Source organism: Shewanella sp. 11B5 (genome assembly GCF_002836795.1).
GTDB classification, from domain to species: domain Bacteria; phylum Pseudomonadota; class Gammaproteobacteria; order Enterobacterales; family Shewanellaceae; genus Shewanella; species Shewanella frigidimarina.
On the sequence record NZ_PJAP01000908.1, the window covers coordinates 1 to 3,215 of the forward strand.

Sequence of the window (3,215 nt, forward strand, 5' to 3'; positions counted from 1 at the left end):
CAAGAGCTTGAAATGCTGTTTGAGCTATCATTATCCTTTCCTGTCGCGAAAGAAGCAGCCCCTAAAGCTTCGTCGATCTATTATATTTCTAACCGTCGGATGATGTCATTTTATCCATGGGAAAATAATGATTTACGCTTTAGAGATGAGCTGCTCAATAAGAAACAATTTCAATTATCAACGCCTTCAATGAATCCACAACGTAGTGTTTTTTGGAGTGAGGCGTACATCGATTCGGCGCATCAAGGCCTTATTACTACGCTTGGTTTACCGGTATATCTAGAAGATGAGTTTATCGGTTCGATTAACCTCGACATGACGTTATCATCGCTGGATAAACAAATTCGTACCTATTTTAAAATGCCCGGTACGGTGATCTTGCTTGACCAGCAAAATAATATTTTATCTCACAGTGATTTTGACTCCAGTGAAATGAATAAGGTTTACCACATTAGCCAGCGAATTCCGGCAGAGTTACATTCGTTATCGGAGTCTGAGCTATTTGACGCCCATGAAGGCATTTTGCGAAATGGATATTACATTCATAGTGTGGCATTGCATAACGCGCCTTGGCGGTTACTGTATTTACAAGATGAAGATGATTTATTCAAAGATTCGTGGGACAAGCTACAACTGAGTTTTCTATTAGTGGTATTGGCCTTGTCACTGCTGGTTACCATTGTGCATTGGCAAACTCGCCGAGCATTCGTTAGCCCTGCTTCACGCTTATTAACCCATCTAGAAGCATGTTCACAAACGCCTATCCGTCCGCCAGAGAAAATTACCCGTGGTTGGGAACCGTGGTTTGCGCTAGTGAGTCGTATTTTTGAAGAAAACCGCCAGTATACTCATCATCTCGCCGAACAAAATAAACGTCTTGATAACTTAGTTGCTAGGCGTACTCAGCGTTTACGTGAAACAACTGAGCGCCGTGAGCGCGAGTTTGCATTGCTACGATCATTGATCGATTCGATCCCTGAAGCGATCGTGTTTAAAGACAAAGAAGGCAAATACTTAGGCTGTAATAAGTCAGCTGAAAGAATGCTGGGCTATACCGAAAATGAAATTATTGGCTTAACGTCATCAGAAGTGGTGAGCCCAGAGCAAGGCTTGCGCATTGGGGAAGAAGACAACAAAGTTCTGACCCAGCAGCATTCATTACGTTACCAAGAACGAGTCAATATTGAAGGTAAACCGGTATTGCTCGATACCTTTAAATTGCCGTTTTACAATCGCCGTGGCGATCTATTAGGTTTGATTTCTGTTTGGCGTGATATTACCCGTGAATACGAAGCTGCTGAGCAATTACGCATGTCTGAGCAACGTTATCATCTTGCTATGGATGCGGTAGAAGATGGTTTGTGGGATTGGTATATTGATTCTGAACAGATTATTTGTAATCCGGCTTTCTATTCAATGTTGGGTTATCAAGCTAATGAGTTTCCACCGTTACTCGAGTCAATAGATGAGTTATATCATCCTGACGATCGTGAACGAGTACAAGAGTACCGCGCTCAATATGTGCGCGATCCGGTTGGCACTTATGAAATCGAATTTAGAATGCGCGGTAAAAATGGCCTGTATTTCTGGGTGTTATCTCGCGGGCGGGCGGTTGAGTTTTCTGAGGATGGTTGTAGTAAGCGAATGCTCGGTACACATAAAGACATTACCCGCCAGAAGAGTAACGAAGTCGCCTTGCTTGAAGCAAAACAAGACGCCGAGTTAGCCAACATGTACAAAAGTGAATTTTTGGCCAACATGAGTCATGAAATTCGGACACCCATGAATGCGATTATTGGGATGTTGCAGTTAGCACAACGCACTAGCTTGACTGTGCAACAGCAAGATTATCTTAATAAAGCCGGTTTTTCTGCCCAATCGTTACTGCGAATTATTAATGACATTCTAGATTTTTCTAAAATTGAAGCAGGCAAATTAGAGTTAGAAAGAGTCGCGTTCCCGCTGGATAAAGTACTTGATCATGTTATTGATATTAATGCCATTAAAGCGCAAGAAAAAGGCGTTGAATTACTGCTGTATGCGCCAGTCACCGCAGGGCTTATTTTGTATGGCGATCCACTGCGTTTAGGCCAAGTCATCGTTAATTTATTGTCTAATGCGGTCAAATTTACCCAAACTGGTGAAGTTGAGCTGGGTTGCGAAGATGTGGGTGAGCGTGACGACCGTATCACCATGAAATTCTGGGTACGCGATACCGGTATTGGGATCAGTAAAGACCAACAAGCAATGCTGTTTGATGCATTTTCACAAGCTGATGGTTCAACTACACGTAAATATGGCGGCACGGGTTTAGGTTTATCTATCAGTAAACATTTAGTGTCGATGATGGGTGGAACCATGCAAGTTGAGTCCGAACTGGGCTCCGGCAGCATTTTCAGTTTTACCATTAGCTTTGAAATTGCCGAAGAACAAGTGATCGCGCCGCTGGTGGTGCCAGAACAATTAAATAACCTAACAACGCTGGTGGTTGACGACAACCCAAGTGCATTACAAATTTATTCGACATTGATGACCGATTTTAGCTTTGGTGTGAACACGGCAGACAGTGGTCAAAAAGCACTGGATATATTGCGTAAAAAGCCAGTCGACTTATTGTTGTTAGATTGGATGATGCCAGAAATGAACGGCTGTGATGTTATTAAGGCGATAGATGAAATGGTCGCTGATGGTAGCATAGCAAAGCGTCCTATTATTATCTTAATGACCGCTTATGCTGCTGAGCCGTTAGACCATGAGCTGCAAAAAAATTCTGTTTATGCGGTATTACAAAAGCCGTTTAAGGCCTCGGCGTTATTTGATGAAATTATTAATGCCTTTGCCAAAGAACCTAAGCTGAATGCAATGCCGGTTATTATTGAAGCCGAACCCGCCAAAGCATCTGGTTTAGTATTGTTGGTTGAAGATAACTTTATTAACCAACAAGTGGCGTCTGAATTACTGAAAAGTGCCGGTTATGAAGTAGTGATAGCCGACAACGGTCAAGTTGCATTAGATGTGATTGATTCTAAACCATTTGATGCAGTGTTAATGGACATTCAAATGCCGGTAATGGATGGATTAACTGCTACCGCCGAATTACGCAAACGTTATAGCAAACAACAAATGCCTATTATCGCCATGACTGCGCACGCAATGTCGGGTGATAAAGAAAAAAGTTTAGCTGCAGGCATGAATGCACATATCACTAAGCCAAT

At 42.5% G+C, this 3,215-nt stretch carries 1 protein-coding gene; it reads left to right on the forward strand.

Annotated features, from left to right (window positions below):
- Positions 1-3,215 (forward strand): response regulator (locus CXF78_RS18040; RefSeq protein ID WP_102037542.1); only part of this gene is annotated, 3,215 nt, incomplete at both ends.